At 71.0% G+C, this 15,559-nt stretch carries 16 protein-coding genes; 7 read left to right on the top strand and 9 right to left on the bottom strand.

Going from position 1 to position 15,559, the window contains the following annotated elements; translation table 11 throughout:
- Positions 1-4: 4 nt before the first annotated feature.
- Positions 5-1,231, top strand: coding sequence for a cytochrome P450 (locus HS99_RS13935; protein WP_030556651.1), 1,227 nt, complete (start codon positions 5-7; stop codon positions 1,229-1,231).
- A 10-nt stretch (positions 1,232-1,241) separates the two neighbouring features.
- Here the strand turns inward: HS99_RS13935 and HS99_RS13930 are convergent, their stop codons facing one another.
- Together HS99_RS13930 and HS99_RS13920 are read right to left on the bottom strand one after the other, a co-directional pair.
- Entirely contained in the window at positions 1,242-1,985 is a 744-nt protein-coding gene (locus HS99_RS13930) for a GAP family protein (RefSeq protein WP_232543210.1), read from the bottom strand.
- A 747-nt stretch (positions 1,986-2,732) separates the two neighbouring features.
- On the bottom strand, positions 2,733-3,944 hold the full coding sequence (locus HS99_RS13920) for an alpha/beta hydrolase family protein (protein WP_043388134.1): 1,212 nt from the start codon (positions 3,942-3,944) through the stop codon (positions 2,733-2,735).
- 250 nt (positions 3,945-4,194) lie between these two features.
- Between HS99_RS13920 and HS99_RS13915 the strand changes: the two genes are divergently transcribed.
- Positions 4,195-4,734 (top strand): hypothetical protein, encoded by a 540-nt coding sequence (locus HS99_RS13915; RefSeq protein ID WP_232543211.1) that lies wholly within the window; start codon positions 4,195-4,197, stop codon positions 4,732-4,734.
- 153 nt (positions 4,735-4,887) lie between these two features.
- Here HS99_RS13915 and HS99_RS13910 read toward each other — a convergent pair whose 3' ends face one another.
- From HS99_RS13910 to HS99_RS13900, 3 genes are all read right to left on the bottom strand, one after another.
- Positions 4,888-5,337: a nuclear transport factor 2 family protein gene (locus tag HS99_RS13910; RefSeq protein ID WP_030556660.1), complete on the bottom strand. Its 450-nt coding sequence runs from the start codon at positions 5,335-5,337 to the stop codon at positions 4,888-4,890.
- Positions 5,338-5,862: 525 nt separating this feature from the next.
- Entirely contained in the window at positions 5,863-6,486 is a 624-nt protein-coding gene (locus tag HS99_RS13905) for an LppU/SCO3897 family protein (RefSeq protein ID WP_050366170.1), read from the bottom strand.
- 305 nt (positions 6,487-6,791) lie between these two features.
- Positions 6,792-7,868 carry a PP2C family protein-serine/threonine phosphatase gene (locus tag HS99_RS13900; protein ID WP_043388132.1) on the bottom strand — a complete coding sequence of 359 codons (1,077 nt, stop codon included), beginning with the start codon at positions 7,866-7,868 and terminating at the stop codon, positions 6,792-6,794.
- A 323-nt stretch (positions 7,869-8,191) separates the two neighbouring features.
- On the opposite strand from HS99_RS13900, the gene HS99_RS13895 reads away from it, so the two are divergent.
- From HS99_RS13895 to HS99_RS45840, 4 genes are all read left to right on the top strand, one after another.
- A complete protein-coding gene (locus tag HS99_RS13895; RefSeq protein WP_030556666.1) occupies positions 8,192-8,623 on the top strand; it encodes a hypothetical protein in 432 nt (143 codons plus the stop codon).
- 77 nt (positions 8,624-8,700) lie between these two features.
- Complete coding sequence (locus tag HS99_RS13890; RefSeq protein WP_232543212.1) at positions 8,701-9,186, top strand: hypothetical protein; 486 nt, start codon at positions 8,701-8,703, stop codon at positions 9,184-9,186.
- Positions 9,187-9,748: 562 nt separating this feature from the next.
- Positions 9,749-10,402, top strand: a complete 654-nt coding sequence (locus tag HS99_RS13885; protein WP_050366172.1) for a TNT domain-containing protein — start codon at positions 9,749-9,751, stop codon at positions 10,400-10,402.
- A 73-nt stretch (positions 10,403-10,475) separates the two neighbouring features.
- Entirely contained in the window at positions 10,476-10,883 is a 408-nt protein-coding gene (locus HS99_RS45840; protein WP_046386668.1) for a hypothetical protein, read from the top strand.
- Positions 10,884-11,056: 173 nt separating this feature from the next.
- Here HS99_RS45840 and HS99_RS13875 read toward each other — a convergent pair whose 3' ends face one another.
- The 4 genes from HS99_RS13875 to HS99_RS13860 all read right to left on the bottom strand — a co-directional run bounded on the left by HS99_RS13875 (position 11,057) and on the right by HS99_RS13860 (position 14,075).
- Positions 11,057-11,422 (bottom strand): hypothetical protein, encoded by a 366-nt coding sequence (locus HS99_RS13875; RefSeq protein WP_030556673.1) that lies wholly within the window; start codon positions 11,420-11,422, stop codon positions 11,057-11,059.
- Between the two features lie 641 nt (positions 11,423-12,063).
- Positions 12,064-12,309, bottom strand: a complete 246-nt coding sequence (locus tag HS99_RS13870; RefSeq protein WP_030556675.1) for a hypothetical protein — start codon at positions 12,307-12,309, stop codon at positions 12,064-12,066.
- The gene (locus HS99_RS13865; protein WP_030556677.1) at positions 12,306-13,457 is read right to left on the bottom strand and encodes an inorganic phosphate transporter; all 1,152 of its coding nucleotides are present in this window, start codon (positions 13,455-13,457) and stop codon (positions 12,306-12,308) included. The genes HS99_RS13870 and HS99_RS13865 overlap by 4 nt, the downstream gene beginning before the upstream one ends.
- Positions 13,458-13,700: 243 nt before the next feature.
- Complete coding sequence (locus HS99_RS13860; RefSeq protein ID WP_232543213.1) at positions 13,701-14,075, bottom strand: aggregation-promoting factor C-terminal-like domain-containing protein; 375 nt, start codon at positions 14,073-14,075, stop codon at positions 13,701-13,703.
- 711 nt (positions 14,076-14,786) lie between these two features.
- Between HS99_RS13860 and HS99_RS13855 the strand changes: the two genes are divergently transcribed.
- The gene (locus tag HS99_RS13855; protein WP_030555668.1) at positions 14,787-15,551 is read left to right on the top strand and encodes a maleylpyruvate isomerase family mycothiol-dependent enzyme; all 765 of its coding nucleotides are present in this window, start codon (positions 14,787-14,789) and stop codon (positions 15,549-15,551) included.
- Positions 15,552-15,559: the final 8 nt, after the last annotated feature.

The raw sequence follows: 15,559 nt of genomic DNA, 5'->3' as shown, positions 1-15,559 counted from the left end.
CGAGATGACCACGACCGAGACGCCCAGCACGTTGCAACGGATCCTCGACTACTCCTCCCGAGCCGACCCGTACCCCCTGTACGCCGAACTGCGCAGGACGCCCGTGGCCCGGCAGGAGGACGGCAGCTACGTCGTCAGCACGTACCGCGAGATCACCGACCTCCTGCACAACCCGCACCTGAGCTCGGACACCCGTAACCTCTCGCATCCGACGGCCGGAGCCGAAGAGCAGGCCACCCCGGCGTTCATCAACCTCGACCCGCCCGCGCACGACCGCCTGCGACGAATGACCATGCGCCACTTCGGCCCCCCGCACACTCCGGGACTGGTGACCGGCATGGAGGACGACCTGACCGGCATCGTCGGCAGCCTGATCGACGACTTGGCGGGCAAAGAGCAGATCGACCTCGTCGACGACTTCGCCTACCCGTTCCCCGTGACCGTCATCTGTCGTTTGCTCGGCGTGCCGCACGAGGACGAGCCGCGGTTCCACCTCTGGGTCGACGACGTCGTCAACGCGATCGACTACAACCCCAAGACCGACCCGAAGGAGAAACTGGAAAAGGGCATACAGGCCCGCAACGAGTTGCGCCGGTACCTCGGCGGGCTGGTGGACCAGCGCCACGGGCGCCCCGGCGGCGAAGACCTGCTGGCCCGGCTGGCAAACGATGACGGCCCCGACGGGCGGATGACCGACGAGGAAATCGTCGCCACCGCCAACCTGCTGCTCATCGCCGGCCATGAGACCACCGTCAACCTCATCACCAACGGCATGCTGACGCTGCTGCGCCACCCGCAGGTGCTGCAGCGACTGCGTCACGAGCCCGACCTCGTCGTACCACTGACAGAGGAGCTGCTGCGCTACGAACCCCCCGTGCACATCATCCCCTGGCGGGCGGCGTACAGCGACATCACCGTCGCCGACACCGTCATCCCCAAGAGCTCGCGGATCATGCTGATGTTGGCCTCGGGCAGCCGCGATCCGAACCGCTTCCACGAGCCCGACCGCTTCGACCCTGACCGGCGGGACAACCAGCACCTCGGCTTCGGCAGCGGCATCCACCTGTGCTTCGGCGGCCCACTGGCCCGGCGGGAAACCCAGATCGCGCTGACCGAGCTGGCACGCCGGCTCGACCGCCCCAGGCTGGTCGCCGACCCGCCACCGTACCGGCGCAGCCCCGTTCTCCGCGGGCCGGTCCACCTGCACATCGAGCAGGGCGACGGTTACTAGCGCGGCAGTCTCAGGTGGCGAGGATACTGATGCCGTCACCCAGGAGTTTGAGGCCGAACACGAAGAACAGGGCGGCCAGGACAGCGACGTTGTGCTGCGCAGCCCAGTCGCGCCAGCTCCGCAGGATGCTTTTGGCGCGTTCGCCCATGACCAGGTAGACGACGAGTGGAGCGAGCACTCCCAGAGAAGCGATGACCACGAAGATCACGAGCGTGACGACCTGCTGCGTCGCGGGGAGCCCGGAAGAGCTGATCGAGGCGCCGGCAGCGATGGTCAGGGGCGCGTTCTTGAGATTGCCCGCCGAAAACAGCAGCGCCAGGCCGAGGATCTTGATCGGCGTGAAGCCGTCGATCGCCGTCATCCACTTCGGGAGCTGCGCCTGGGAAGCGTCTTTGGGGCGGCGCCGCCACTGACGAGCGCCGAAGACGACAAGGAGTGCGCCCAGAGCGAGCTTGAGTGCTCCGACCCAGGTGGCCGGGTTCTTGTGGGTCGAGGCTCCTCCTGTGCCACCGACGGCCAGCATGAGCGCCCCGAGCGCCGCGAGCCCCAGAACCCATCCCAGGGCGAACAGCAGTCCGTTGAGTCGACCCCGCGGGGTGGCCAGGATGAGGATGATCGCCACGATCGGCAGCGGGCTGACCGCGATACCCGCGGCCAGGCCCAGCACATCACCGACAGCGTGTCCCACTACGGCCTCCAGGGAGGAGAGACGGACGATCCGGAGCGGACTGCCGAGCCGGCTCGAAGCTGACATGGCTGGGCTCCGGTACGGGCGCAGCCCACTTCGTCATCATGAAGGGCGCCTGGTCCGGCATCCATCGGCCGGTGGTGAACGGGTGACCCGGCCACCGGGCTGGGAGGCCCTCTCGGTCGGGTCGCCCGGGAGAAGGCGGTCGACGAGGTGTTCCTCGCCTCGCCGTTCTGCGACGCGCGGGACGTGGTGCAGGTCGAGTACGAGATGGTGCGGCGGGTACGCGGCGAAAAGGTGCCCGTCGCCCAGGGCGCCCGTGCCTTCGGCCACCGCCGCCAGGCGGTCTACGAGATCGCCGCCGCCCTGGACGCCGGCGGGCCGGGCACCGTGGTCTCCGGCAAGCCCGGCCCGAAGGGCCCGACCAAGCTGACCGATGAGGTCATGGGCAGCGTCGACGCCTGGCGTTCGACCGAACCAGCCATCGCCGCATGGCAGTTGGCTGCCCGACTGCGTGACGAGGTCGGGCTCGTCGTCCACCCGCGCTCGATCGAGCGTGCGCTCGTGCGCCGCCGCGAGCCCCAAGGCGCCGGTGGTGAGGTGCCCGTAGCCCGCCGCGCTGCCCGGCCGTTCCGCACGCACTCGCTGCGCCGGTTCGTCTCCCTCGACGAACTGGCCGCGGCCATCGGGCCGCAGCCATCGACACCTTCGTCTCGGCCTATGACGAACACGACGCCGGGCCCTACCGCTGGACCTACGACGGCAGCCCACTCAAAGCCGCATGAACCCCCGAAGGATCAAAGCGGCGCTGCACTACTGCTGGAAGAGCACTTCCGGATTGTTCGGCGAGGGGCCGTCCAGCAGCGGACTGTCGCTCCCCTTCAGCGTCTGGTCGAAGAACGCCGTCACGTACTCGCGGGTGATCTCCACCCCGCGTTCCGGTGAGAGGGGCGACGCCGACGGGACCCCGGCCTGCTCCTGAAGCACGTCCTGGTCGGCGAAGCTGAAGTGGTCGGCGCCGGCGACCGTCAGCCACTTCTTGTAGCCGCCGAGGGCGTCCCATGCCTGCTTCCACACGACGTCGTCGCCACCCCCGCCGGGTGTGTGGCCGTCGGCCCTGCCCAGCATGAGGAACGGCCGGTTGATCTGGCCGGGCGTCGGGACCGGGAAGAAGGTGCCGTCCATGTCGACCCCCGCCCCTACGCGCGGGTCGGCGACCATCGTGGCGGCCGTCGCCGCTCCGCCGAGGGAGTGTCCGGCCATGCCGATCTCGTGCTTGTCGATGAGGTGGGCCAGGCGCCACGCGCCGTTGCCGTGCGTCAACTGGTCGATCACGAAGGACACGTCCCGCGCGCGGCTGGCGGCGACGGAGTCGAAGTCGAGCGTTTCCGGGTGATCGCAGATCGCGCACGGCGGCGTCTGGCCGTCCGCCAGCGTCTCGCCGGTGTCCTCGTAGGTGTGGCCGACGAGCGCGACGACGTAGCCGTGACTGGCCAGCTCGGTCGCGAGCGAGGTGAGCATCATGCGCGGGTTCTCGGCCGCGGCTGAGAGGACCACCAGCGGATGCTTGCCGCGTTGCGGCCGCGCGCCGTCGAAGGCGTGAGTGGTGACGCCGGCAAGGTTCTGCGGGGTGATGCCGGAGCTCGCCGGCATCTTCCGGTGCTGGAGGATTCCGGCTGCCTCGCCGAGGGTCATGTAAGGGGCCGGGGTCCCGGTCCCGGGGACGGCCGGGTAGACCATCGTGATGGTCAGTTGGCGCGGGCCCGATGACGGCACCCACGGGTCGGGACGGCTCTCGTCGGTGAGGTGGATGACGTCCTCGCCGGCGGCGTAGGGGCCGGTCGGCGCGGGGAGCGTGCCTTGGAAGGACCGCGGGGGCGCGGCGGCAGCTGTGACGGCGGTCGCGTGCACGGTGGACGGCGGGGTCGTGGCGGCGAGTCCGGTGCCGGTCGCGGCCACCGATGCGGCGAGACTCAGGATCGCGACAGCGCTGATACGGCGCTTGCGGTTCGAGGTGGTGTTCACGGGAACGATCCTGCCCGGCGCCGCCCTGACGCTCGATCACACTGGTTTCCGTCTTGACGGTGGTACTGGCTACACCCTGCGTGGGCTGTTGTGCGTCCGATCTTGGGCGGTGCCGATCGAAGGGGAGTCTCGAGCGGGCGGCTTCGGCAGGGCCTCGGGCAGCAGCAGATCTGGGCCGAGCTGGGGCGTGATCACACCGCCAGCCGGTAACTTTAGTTGTCGTCCTGAAGTTGTGAACTATAGTTGTCGCATGATGCTGCCTGAGATCACCCAAGAAGAACAGGTAGAACTCGACAAGGCTCTGTACGACGCCTTGAACCCATTGGCCTCGGCCATTCGCTCTCGAGAGACCGGGCTTTCCGCGGACCGCATGTGGGACGCGGACCCCGTGGCGGTGGCTCTGTCGGTCCTTGCCGCCTGGAGAGCGGTGGACGCGGAGGTCAAGCGACTGACCGCGAACGCGGCAGCGACGGCCGGCTCCTACGGGGCAAGTTACGAGCAGTTGGGCGCCGTGTGGGGCATCACCCGCCAGGGCGCCCGCAAGAAGTGGCCCGGCGCCATCACCCGCCCGGCGCTTGCGACAGCGCGCCCGACCAGCCTTGAAATCTTCGGTGGGACTGCCGAACTGGTCCAAGCTCCATCCGGCGGCTGGAGCTGGAGGGGCGAGGGCGCCGACGGAGCATTCGGTGCGGCCGACGACGGGGCGTGCTACGCGACCGCGGAGGAAGCCGCAGCCCATGCGGGCGCATTCCTCAAGGAGCATGCGGCTGACACTGCCGGCCAGCCCTGAGCGATGCTGCGTTTCCTCTGCATGAATGTGGCAGCGGCCATCGGCGGTGGCGGGCCCGTTCGCCCGGCGGGCCGACCGCTGGCCAGCCGGCAGCGGACCCGCCGGGGCAGCGCGCCCGGCCTCGACCCCGGACGTGGTCCGCGGCAGCCCAGCTCACTCCTCCGGTGACGGCGCCGCGCAGGCGTCGGCGATAGCCCGCGTGTCCCAGTAGAACGGGCGGACCTCCGTGATCCGCCCGCCCTTGACCGTGATCGTCTGCAGAACCGGGAAGTTGAGCACTCGGCCGGTCGCACGAGCGCGGGCGCGGACCTGCGTGAGCACGACCGCGGTCTCACCGGTGGCGAGGAACTCCTGCTCCACCATGTCGAAGGACTCCCACACCTGCCCCATCGTGAGGAAGAACCGCGTCATGCCCGCGTGCCCGCGCCAGATGCCCCCGTAGGGCAGTGCAGCTGCTTGGTGCAGCTCGACGTCCGGCGCGAAGAAGGGGGCGAGCAGGTCGAACGACGCCTCGCCGGGGCCTCCGGCCGCGAAGTACTGCGCCTCCGCCGCGTACATGCCGGTGAGAACTCGCACTGATTCCGTAGCGGATGACCTCGTCATGCCGCCAGCATGGGTGCCGCAGCCGAAACCCGCTGGCGGCAATCCGACATCGAGCTCCTCGCCGCCACGCTCAACCGCACCGGCCAGCCCGCCTGATCACACCCGGCGGCCATTCGCCGGGGAGGGCGTGCAGTACGCGGTCCTCCCACCCCGGGTCATCCACCTTCTCGGCACGGACCCGCTCGCACCCGCTCGCACTGCGGGCACTCCAACCGTTCCGGACCGGCCATCTCCCGCAGCTCCAGCGTCGAGCCTCCCTTTCCGCCGATCGAGCCCCGGCACGGCCAGTACGGGCGCAGCGCCGCGTTCACCGCCCGGTGCGCTCATGGGGGCCTGAACGTCTTCGCGAGTTGCTCCGAGCAGCGACGGGCGGGCCCCGCAGGCGGGCCCGCCGGTCGCTGTTCAGGGGTGGGCGCGCAGGGCTTGCGTGAACCAACGTGCCCGCGTTCTGCGACGACCTGGTCAAGGACTCTCCCGCCCACGCGGACGTCTACCGGGAGTCCCCGCCCGCCCCCGGCCGCCCGGTCACGGGGTGAAGGTCAGCTTCGGCCGCGGCTTGAGGCTCGTCAGACACAGCAGGTACTTGTCGCTCCCCCGCTTGTACGTGAAGTAGCTGTCGGCGTCGGGGTACTTGCGACACTCCGCTTCACCGTCGGTGGTGTCGTCGGCCCGGCCCACGACGCGGGCGTCAGCCTGCGGGTCGGAGCAGGGGACCACCTTGACGTCCGGGTTGTTGTCGTTCAGGCCGGACATGGCGAGCGGGCTGCTGTTGTGGACGCAGTCGCCGGCCTTGGCGAACTCGGGGTCGTCCTTCAACAGGGTGAAGAGCAGCGCGATCAGGACCGCCGGGATCAGCAGGCCGACGATCGTGGGCCGCAGGTAGACCGGCTTGCCGGTGTCCATCGGCGTGCCGGGGGCTCCGGGCAGCGGCTCCGCCAGCTTGTTGATCTTCAACCGCTGCGGGATGTTGAACAGCATGACGATCGGGTTGACGATCATCGACGGAATGCCCCACCAGCCCTGCCAGAGGGTGTCGGAGGTCATCTCCCGGTGAGTGGCGATGCCGCAGGTGCGGCAGAACGGACCCCGTCGCTTGAGGTAGCGCATGACGATGACGAAGCCCTGGTGGCCGCGGATGGTGGCGTCCACAGCCGGGACGGAGCCGCAGACGGCGCAGGTGAGGTGCCCCTCGCCGTACCCGGGCGCTCCCTGGACCGGGGCCGCGGAGGCGGTCTCCGTGGGCGCGGTGGCGTCGGGCAGCTCGGCAGACTGAGTGGAAATGGTGAATCCCCCGTGGTGGTCAAGAAAGTGTGTTCGGAAACCTACCGCCCTGCGAACACCGAGAACGGGCCATGGGCCTCCCAAGGGCCGGAAGGTCACCGAACCGTGATCATGGGGACAGCCTCCGGGCGGCCCGGATCCCGGACCCGCCCCGTCCGGGCGACGGCCCGGGGTCAGGACTCGGCAGGGTGGCCGGCCGTGGGCGTGCGTCGGATCGCGATGATCGCCGCGTCGTCGCCGAGGCGCCCCCCGCAGTGGGAGAGGAGGTCCCGGCGCAGGTGGGCCACCAACGCCTCGGGGGCACAGGTCGCCCAGCGGGCGGTGCGCTCGGCCAGTGGGTAGAAGACTCCGTCGCGGTCGCGTGCCTCGGTCACACCGTCCGTGTAGAGCAGCAGGGTGTCGTCGCTGCGGAAGGGGGTGGTCCGGCTGCGGTGCGCGTCCGGGGCCGCGACCGGGACGCCCAGGGGCGGTGCCGCCTCGGTGTCCTCCAGCACCCTGACACGGCCCTGCCGCAGCAGGAGCGGTGGGGGGTGGCCGCAGTTCGTCAGGCTGACGACCGGCTCGTCATCGGGAATGTCCAGGAGCAGTGCGGTGATGAAGTGCTCGCCGGTCTCGTCGCCGCTGTCGGCGAAGTCGACCAGGTAGCGTTCCACGTGCCGGTGCAGGGTGCGGGCGAGGTCGGCCAGGTCGCGGTGGCGCGCTGCGACCAGCCGGAACGCGCTCAACAGCAGCGCTGCCTCGCCGACGGCGGCCAGGCCCTTGCCGCGCACGTCGCCGATCAGGACCCGGGTCCCGTCGTCGGTGCGGGTGGCGGTGTACAGATCGCCGCCGATGTGGGTCTCGTCCTCGGCCGCGAGGTACGTCGTGGCGAGTTCCAGAGGGCCGATCCGATCGGGCAGCGGTCGCAGGAGAGCGCGCTGCGCGGCCTCAGAGACCGACTGCGCCCGTACGAGCTGGCGGTTGCGGTGTTCGCGCACCAGCGTGAAGACGACGATCAGCGCCGAGAGGACGGTGAGTGCGGCGATCTGCGCGAGGTGGTTGCTGGTGGTCAACCCGCCGTGCAGGACCGCGATGAACACCTGCGCTGCCACCGCGAGTGCCCCGATCGCCGCTGTGGCCCTGGGTCCGGCGAAGGACGGCGTGAGCGCCGGAGCGATCACCAGCAGCGGGCCGAGGTGGATGTCCTTGGAGGAGTGGATGTCGACCACGGTGATCAGCACGATCAGGGCGACCGGGATCAGCACCAGCATCCGATTCCGCCGCCCGAGCCTCTCGTCGTCAGCCCGACGCACCCCGACACCCATCCCCCAACTGTGCGCCGGACCGGCTCCAGCCGCACACCCTGTCCGCCCGGCGAGGGGTGACCGGTCACCGCACGACGCCGTTCGCAGCCATGCGCAAGCTTCGACGGAGGGCTCCTCCGGACCCCGCCCGGGCCACGAGCAGGACGCGCCCGTCATGGTCGATCACGGCGGCGGCGCGGGCGGCGGGCCGACTTCCTGTGCTCGTCCCCGCTGGGCACCCCGCTCGAATTCGGTTGCTTCACCGGTGTGTCCTGCGCCGATACTGCCGCATGACCAGAATCGCGCAGGTCCTCGTGCTGGCTCCGTGGGATGAGGAGGCGATGGCGCCGCTGTGTCGGCCGGATGCCTCGCGTAGTTGGTACGGGTGCTTCGTGCCGCTGCCCACGTTCACTGAGGCCTGGGCGGCCGAGTTCGACCGGATGGGGCAGCGGACGGGGTTGCTGCGCCACTTGGAGTCGCTGCCGTGGAAGGCGCCGGAGAGTGTTCAGGTGTTGATCCATGACGAGGAGGACGACTGCTTCGGGTTGTGGATGATGCGGGACGGGCGGTTGACCGAGATTCCCGTCCCGGGGCATCGGCGGCTCCATCCGCTGGCGCCCTCTACCGAGTTCGTGCCCGCCCCCGGGCTGCTGTGGCGCGCTGCGACACCGGTGCCGGCGGGGTTCTCCGAGGAGCGGAGGGATCCGCGGCCGGCCTGGTAGGGCATCAATGTCAGTGGGGCCTGCTCTACTTCCCGTGACGCACGAGACGCGCAGGGGAGGGCAGGACGATGGGTGTGATGACCGACTATTTCCGCGCGGCGGACGCGGCTGTGGTCCGGCGGGTGCTGGAGGCGGCCGACGGGGGATCGCCGCTCCTCGGGCCGCAGCGGGCGTTGGACGGGGTCGAGGCCAAGGGGCTGGATCCGACCGTCGTCCTCGGGCAGCTGGTGGCCGCTGTCCGCCAAGTGCCGTGGGCCGTCGACCTCGTGGGCGACACGCCGGTCTGGCCGGCCACGCCACCTCCCGGCCGGGACGGGCCCGAGGACGAGGACGACCCCTGGCTGACGGGCCCGTGGGTGTTCGAACTCGACGCCGGCACCCGCGACACGCTCGCCGCGATACCGGATGAGGACATTCCGGCGGTCGCCGCCCGCTGGGCGCGGGCGGAGGAGTTGCACGGGGCCTCCGCCGAGAGCCTGTGTCCGGTGGTCGGGGATCTGGCCGGGCTCGCGCGGCGTGCCCGGGTGGCCGGCGACCTGCTGTACTGCTGGACGTGTCTCTGAACCGGTGGATCCGGGGCCACCTGTTCGGTCGCCCAAGCCGTCACCGTCACGCGGGTCGTTGTTCGGCGACCCGGCATCAGCGGCCGTGCCGGCTACCGCCGCTCGCACGTCGGAGGAGCCTCACACGAATGTTCGGCGCGCCGCTCGTCGTGTCACCCGGGCGGCGCGTCAGGTCGTACTCCCGCCGGACCCGTTCGGACGCGGGTGCGGCACGTCTGCTCGCACTCGTCGATCCCGTCGGCTTCAGTGATCTCGTCATTCCGGCCGTTCCACGGTCGTCCCGGCGGGCCGGGCGGCCTGTGCCGGACGCCGAGTTCCCCTGGGAGGTTCAGTGAGATCGTCAAGGTGGTGTGTCGGCTTCGCCGCTGCGGTCGGCCTGGTCGGTTCCGTGGTCATGGGCCCATCCGTGTCGTCGGCCGCGCCCGCGGTCGAGGACGGCGCTCGTCGAGCGGGCGCCTTCGGGCAGGTCGGGTCGGGCGTGCCGGCGCCCGGGCCGGTGGGGTTGCCCGTACAGCGGGGGGACGAGGACGGCGATCACGGTCCGCGTGCGTGCAAGGGACTGGTGCCGTATCCCATCCCCGAGGAATTCCGCCCGTACTACTACTGCGGCGACTGGCGGCTGGGCCCCAAGCGGCTGCCGACCCGTGGGCTGCTGGGCAACATCCTTGAGGGCTACGACCGGCTCGGCGGGCTGACCGCCGTGGAGTTCCTGAACAGGTGGTGGGACCCCTCCCTGGATTCGGGCGAGGGCGACTGGAAGTACCCGAACGACGACGGCTTCGAGCACGACTCGATGGGCGGCGTGCTCGCAGCGCCGTTGCTGCTCCAGGCGGGCCAGAACCTGATGGTCGACCGGTTCGGCAACGAATCGGGCCGGTTCTTCTCCCCGGCGGGCACGAAGTACGGCCAGCGGGCGATCCCGCCGTCGAGCCTCAACACCATCGACCCCCGCTACCCGTACGACTACAACCTGTACCGGGTGGCGAAGGACGTCACCGTGTGTGCGGGGCCGGCCGCCCCGGCGTTCGAGCAACCGGGCGGGGCCATCCAGTACGTGGCGTCGAGCAGGTTCTGCCCGAGCATCCCCTTCGCCACCGTCGCCACGCTGGTGAACAACGGCACCCTGGTGAGGGTGAAGACCACGCCGGTGGACGAGGACGAGGCACAGATGGAGCGGGAGTCCGCGCCGGTGGCGGGGAAAGCCACCTCGCGATGACGTCGTGACGCCGAGGCCCGGCCCTCAGGGGCCGGGCCCCCGGTGTTTTGCCGGCGGGAGGGAGACTGGCTTCATGGACCGGTTCCAACTGCGCCGGGCCCTTCGAGCGGCCGGGGTCCCGCAGCCGTACTACGAGATCCCCGGTTGTCCCGGCGGCCCTCAGCGGGCCGACCGCTACTTCCTCGAAGAACGCGCCGGCGTGTGGGTCGTGGGAGTCCATGAGCGCGGCGAGCGAGCGGTGCTCGAGCGGTTCACGGACGAGGACCGGGCGTGCCGATGGCTCTACGACCGCCTGACCGACGGGGGACCGGCCCCCGTCCCGGCCGCGCCGGAGGAGATGGACGCGCTCCTGCACGACAGCGACGGAATCCAGCGGCGGGCCCGCGAGCAGTTCGAGCGGGCCCTTGCCGAGGCCCGCCGCCGGCCCCTCCAGGAGCCGGCCGCTGCCGACGGTCCCGCCGAGCCACCGCTCTCGCCGTGACCGCGGGAGGACGACTGACCGGCCACACCCGGACCGCGCGCCGGTGGCGCGCCCGCGGCGTGTGCGCGGCGGGTGCGCGGCGGGTGCGCGGCGGGTGCGCGGACGGACCCGGGGAGGCCCAGGGCGGACGGGCAGGGGCCGTCATGCCCAGGCCCCTGCCGCCGCGATGGGCGTCAACAGTTGATGTAGCGCATGCTGAGGCTGGTGAAGTGGCTGTTCGAGGGGGCGAGGAGGGTGATGGAGCGGGACTTGCCCTTTCCGCCGGCCCAGTCGCTGTCGACGTGGCCGCCGTTGGAGAGGTCTCCGCGCACGTAGGGGCAGCGGCCGTCCGCCTTGGTGTCGTGCACCGTGCCGATGACCTTGGTGTCGTAGTTGCACCACTTCCCGTTCGCGTAGCCTTCGGCGGAGCTGATGCTCCAGTTGTTGGTGCACGAGTCGGCGCGCGGTGCGGCGTGGGCGCCGGCGGCCGGGAGGAACAGGGCGGCGAGGGCGAGAGCGGCGACGGCGGCTCCGGGAACGGCGAGACCGCGGCTGGACATGGTGGTACCTCCACAAGGGGTGCGGGGTGGACATCCGGCCGGGGCGTCGGGACAGCGCTCCGCAGCGCGGCCGACGGCCCGCTCCGGGCTGTCCACCGAGCGTCACGTACTCGAACTACTTCCGTCAACGCCCTTGCGGGGAAAGGGCATTGCCGCGCGCCCCCGGGACACCGGGACGGTGCGGGCGCCCCATCGGCACGTCCAGCACCACGGACGCGGGGCCGGTCGGTCGCTCTGGTGCACGTGGTGGGGTCTGGAGTTCGAGTATTCGGAGCACCGCCCCTGCCCGGCTCCTGGCGGGGCGGGGCAGGGACGGGACGACGTCCGGCCGGTCCCGGCGGGGTCGGCCGCGGCCCAACCGTAGCGAGCGCGCACCTGCTCCTTCTCCGTCTCCCCGCCCCGACCCGGTAGGCGGCTTCCAGGAGGTTGCTCATCGACGTGCCCCGGGAACGGCACGGTGCGCAAGTGCCCTGGCCGGCCTGACTGGTGAGGCCACCGACCGGACGGCTGAGCCCATCGCCGTTTCCGCCCCCCTCGGCCCGTTGGCGGCGGTCGGCGCGCCGCGGGGACCGTCGGCCGACGCGGTGCGGGTCAGGGCGCGCGAGGGGTTCTTCGCTGCTCGGGGACGACGCCGGCGCCGGTCAGCGGTGGCTGACGATGACGGACACACCCCACCCGATCGCGGCGAGGACCACCGCGAAGCACACCGCGGCGACGAGGTAGCCGATCGGTCCGGCGGCCGGAGGCGTGGCGGCGGCCCTGTCCGTGCGGGCCGGCGGGTTGAGGGCGCGCACGCCGATGGCGAACAGCGCGGGCAGCCCGGCGCCGACCAGCACTCCCACCACGATGATCTTCCACAGCGCGTCGAGGTTGATCCAGGAGTTCACGGGCCGCTCCTGCGCGCGGCGCGCGGGACGACCGAACCCGTCCACGCGGCGTTGACGTTCTCCGGGGTGACGGCCGGGTGGCGGGAAGCGGCGTAGAAGGCGATCGCGGCCAGCACCAGCACGACGTCGATCGCCACCACCCCCGCGGTCCCCCCGATCCCGTCGGCGCCCCAGTAGGCGAGCGCGCCGACCACCGCCGCGGCGGGAAGGGTGAGCAGCCAGGCGACCACCATCCGGTTGGCGATCTGCCAGCGCACCACCGCGCCCTTCCGGCCCACCCCCGCACCGAGGATCGACCCGGTGGCCACGTGCGTGGTGGAGAGCGAGTAGCCGAAGTCGGTCGAGGAGAGGATCACCGCGGCCGACGCCGACTCGCTGGTCATCCCCTGCGGCGCGTCGATCTCCACCAGTCCCTTGCCCAGCGCGCGGATGACGCGCCAGCCGCCGATGTAGGTGCCGAGGGCGATCGCCCCCGCGCAGGAGGCGATCACCCAGGTCGGTGACTTCGCTCCGGCGGACAGCGTGCCGTTGGCGATCAGCGCCAGGGTGATCACGCCCATGGTCTTCTGTGCGTCGTTCGTGCCGTGGGCGAGCGAGACCATGCAGGCGGAGCCGATCTGGCCGAGCCGGAAGCCGTGCCGTTGCGAGTCCTCGGACACGCCGCGGGTGAGGCGGTAGACCAGGTAGGTGCCGAGCGCGGCGACCACGCCGGCGATGACCGGCGACAGGGCGGCGGGCACGATCACTTTGGAGACCAGCCCCTGCCACTTGACCGCGGAGCCGCCCGCCGCCGCCATCGTCGCCCCGACCACACCTCCGATCAGCGCGTGGGAGGAGCTGGAGGGGATTCCGAGGAACCAGGTCGTCAGGTTCCACAGGATGCTTCCGGTCAGTCCCGCCATGACGACCGTCAGGGTCACGTCGTGGCTGTTCACCAGGCCACCGGCGATGGTCGCGGCGACCGCCGTCGACAGGAAGGCACCGACCAGGTTCAGCAACGCCGACACGGCGACCGCGAGACGCGGCCGGAGGGCGCCGGTGACGATGGAGGTCGCCATGGCGTTGCCGGTGTCGTGGAACCCGTTGGTGAAGTCGAAACCCAGCCCGGTCGTGATCACCAGTGCCAGGACCACGTCATTGCCGGTCACGGTAGGAACCTAACCGGCCGCCCGGCCCGCGCCGGTGCACGACACTCCCCGGCCGTTCTCCCCGCTCCCGAGCGGGGAGGTCCAGGATGCCGGTGGCCTGGAGGGACGCGCGGCCCAGGAGGGGGAGCCGGTCGGAAAACGGCACGAGGGCCCGGGCCGCGCGGTTGCGCGGGCCCGGGCCCTGGTGGGTTGCCACGGTGACCCCTGTCCGGCCCCGGGGCACGGGGGGAGCCGGAGGTCGGCTCAGTACCAGTGGTGGTTCTGCCAGAAGGCCCACGCGGCGTTGGGGCTGCCGTAGCGGGTGTTCATGTAGTCCAGCGTCCACTTGATCTGGGTGGCGGGGTTGGTCTTCCAGTCGGCGCCGGCGGAGGCCATCTTGGAGGCCGGCAGGGCCTGGCCCAGTCCGTAGGAGCCCGAGCTCGGGTTGGTCGCGGTCACGTTCCAGCCGGACTCGTGGGAGACGATCTGGCTGAACGAGGCCAGCTGGTCCGCGGGGACGATCCGGGCGGCGACGGCCTGCGGGGAGGCGTCCGCGGCCGAGGCCACGGCGGGGACCACGGCGGCACCCAGGGCGGTCACACCGGCGGCGCCGGCCAGGATCGCGGCAGAGGTACGCATACGGAGCTTGAAAGCGGGCATGTAGAGCAAGACCTCAATCGGGTTGGGCCGCTCTCACGCCCCGCCTCGACCGTGGCCGGACAGGGGCCGAACAGTCGCGGGGCGTGAGTCGGCGGTTAGCCGCATCCGGCGGGACAGGAGCCGGTGTGGCTGACGACGAATGCCAAGCTGCCAGACCGCAACCGCCCCCGCCAAGACCCCCTTGCTACGACCCGCGGTCGTAGCCGCCGTGGCCGCATCGGTTCGGGGGAAGCGGCCACCCGTAACGCGCCCACCCTTCCGACCCGGGAAAACACCTTCCCAGCACGGTCCACATGGGCTTAAAAGAGAACAAAACGGACACCACTATCCGGCATCGTGTCTCACATTCCGATGTGAGGGCACTCACCCCGCGAAGCCTGCCGGCATCACCCACGCCTCCCCCGCCGTCACACTGGGTCAACACGGTAGTGGTGGCAGGTCCGCTCACCCACCTGTGGTCAGAATCGCCCTGATGGTGTCTTTCAAGGCCCGGGGCCAGTTCGGTGCGGCGGCTTGAGCGGAGATCCATCTGCTGTCGCTGCGCTTCAACCGGCTTACGGCGGACATGAGGATGTCGTCGTCGAAGATCCACGGCTGCTCCTCATAGCTGAGCCTGCCGTGGAGATGCTCGAGTTACCGGTCAGTCTTAATCGAGTGCGGACGTCCCAGTCCCGGTGATACAAGTTCCGCGTGACTGAACATCTCCACTTCTCCACCCTGCTGCGGATGATTGACGAGCGGTCCGCCGCGTTCCGCGCCGCCGTCGCGGAGGCCCCCAGCCTCGACGCCGACGTCCCGTCCTGCCCGGGGTGGACGCTGTACGACCTCGCGAACCACCTCAGTGAGGGTGACCGCTTCTGGGCCTACATCGTGCTGAACACCGCGCCGGGCGACGAGCGGCCGAGCAAGGACGGGCTGGCGGCGCCCAAGGAGCGCGAGGCCCTCATAACCTGGCTGGCCGACTCGACGGAGCAGCTGCTCACCGCTCTGCGCGAGGCCGGCCCGGACCGGGGCTGCTGGGCCTGGTGGGAGCCGCTGGCCTCGCCGCACACGGTGGCCGCCGTGGCCCGCCGCCGCGTCCCGGAGTCGCTGATCCACACCTACGACGCCCAGCTGGCCTCCGGTACACCGCAGGAGCTGCCGACGACCGAGGCGGTCGACGCCATCGAGGAGTTCCTCGCCACCGTCTGCACCGTCACGGTCCCGTGGCCGGACGAGCCCGCCACCATGGACTACCACGCAGCCGAGGCCGGCTCCTGGCGCCAGACGGTGGACGCCGCCGGTTCCCGCTTCACCCGCCTCAGCGCGGCGGAGGCCGCCGAGAGCAAGCCCACCGCCGCCATCTACGGCACGGCGAGCGAGATGGCCCTGCTCATGTACATGCGCATCCCGGCCGAATCGCTGCGGATGGAGGGCGACGCCGACCTGCTCCAGCGGCTGCAGAACTGGGGCTGAGACCGGTC

The organism is Kitasatospora aureofaciens, assembly GCF_001188955.3.
Taxonomy (GTDB): domain Bacteria; phylum Actinomycetota; class Actinomycetes; order Streptomycetales; family Streptomycetaceae; genus Kitasatospora; species Kitasatospora aureofaciens.
The sequence above is the reverse complement of the archived record's forward strand: the minus strand, read 5'-3'. Positions and strand labels throughout refer to the sequence as shown.

Coding starts and splice junctions, on each gene's coding strand:
- HS99_RS13935 (WP_030556651.1), top strand. CDS start 5: ATGACCACGACCGAGACGCCCAGCACGTTGCAACGGATCCTCGACTAC.
- HS99_RS13930 (WP_232543210.1), bottom strand. CDS start 1,985: ATGTCAGCTTCGAGCCGGCTCGGCAGTCCGCTCCGGATCGTCCGTCTC.
- HS99_RS13915 (WP_232543211.1), top strand. CDS start 4,195: ATGATGCTGCCTGAGATCACCCAAGAAGAACAGGTAGAACTCGACAAG.
- HS99_RS13910 (WP_030556660.1), bottom strand. CDS start 5,337: ATGACGAGGTCATCCGCTACGGAATCAGTGCGAGTTCTCACCGGCATG.
- HS99_RS13900 (WP_043388132.1), bottom strand. CDS start 7,868: ATGCTGGTGCTGATCCCGGTCGCCCTGATCGTGCTGATCACCGTGGTC.
- HS99_RS13895 (WP_030556666.1), top strand. CDS start 8,192: ATGACCAGAATCGCGCAGGTCCTCGTGCTGGCTCCGTGGGATGAGGAG.
- HS99_RS13890 (WP_232543212.1), top strand. CDS start 8,701: ATGACCGACTATTTCCGCGCGGCGGACGCGGCTGTGGTCCGGCGGGTG.
- HS99_RS45840 (WP_046386668.1), top strand. CDS start 10,476: ATGGACCGGTTCCAACTGCGCCGGGCCCTTCGAGCGGCCGGGGTCCCG.
- HS99_RS13875 (WP_030556673.1), bottom strand. CDS start 11,422: ATGTCCAGCCGCGGTCTCGCCGTTCCCGGAGCCGCCGTCGCCGCTCTC.
- HS99_RS13860 (WP_232543213.1), bottom strand. CDS start 14,075: ATGCGTACCTCTGCCGCGATCCTGGCCGGCGCCGCCGGTGTGACCGCC.